This window comes from Stenotrophomonas nitritireducens, from assembly GCF_001431425.1.
Taxonomy (GTDB): domain Bacteria; phylum Pseudomonadota; class Gammaproteobacteria; order Xanthomonadales; family Xanthomonadaceae; genus Stenotrophomonas; species Stenotrophomonas nitritireducens.
In genome coordinates this window covers 1-544 of the sequence record NZ_LDJG01000087.1, presented here as the reverse complement: position 1 = coordinate 544, position 544 = coordinate 1, and the positions used below count along the sequence as shown (strand labels likewise).

At 59.6% G+C, this 544-nt stretch carries 1 protein-coding gene and 1 pseudogene; both read right to left on the bottom strand.

Features of this window, described 5'->3' with window-relative positions; genetic code table 11:
• Positions 1-213 (bottom strand): type IV pilin protein (locus ABB22_RS17550; protein WP_211264526.1); only part of this gene is annotated, 213 nt, incomplete at its 3' end.
• Between the two features lie 30 nt (positions 214-243).
• A pseudogene (locus ABB22_RS18485) lies at positions 244-544 on the bottom strand (hypothetical protein); the annotation flags it as partial.

Below are 544 nucleotides of genomic sequence, written 5' to 3'. Positions count from 1 at the left end.
AGTGCACGCGGTTTGCGGCAGCGTGGCGCCCGAGTACTTCATCTTCGTCGTGTAATAGCGCTCCATGAATTGCGCCATTTCCATCATGCAGGTGGCACCAGCCACCCGACGCGTCTTGACGACATGACTGATGTAACTCGGGTAGGCAATCGAAGCGAGGATACCGATGATCGCCACGACCACCATCAGTTCGATCAGCGTGAACCCTTTCATTGAAAAACGCATATTCTTCGTCCTCCGCCCTTACTGCACGATCTCGCGCCAGCTGACGCGACTGGGTTGAGCACCGGTAGGCGGATTGATGCCGGTACTGGCCGTATCAAGCCCGCCACCCGTACCCACCGTTACCAACCCGCTGGTCACATTGACCTCGGTAGCCATGCCGCCGCTGACACCCACGGAGCCGATCACCCCCTCCCCCCCCTTGCCATCGGTCAGCACGGTGGTATCAGTGAAATAGCTGCCCGACTTCGGTGCAGTACCGGTAAACAGGTTCAAGGCATTGATGTAGCCACTGCCGCTGGCGCCGGAGCAGTCGCTGCCG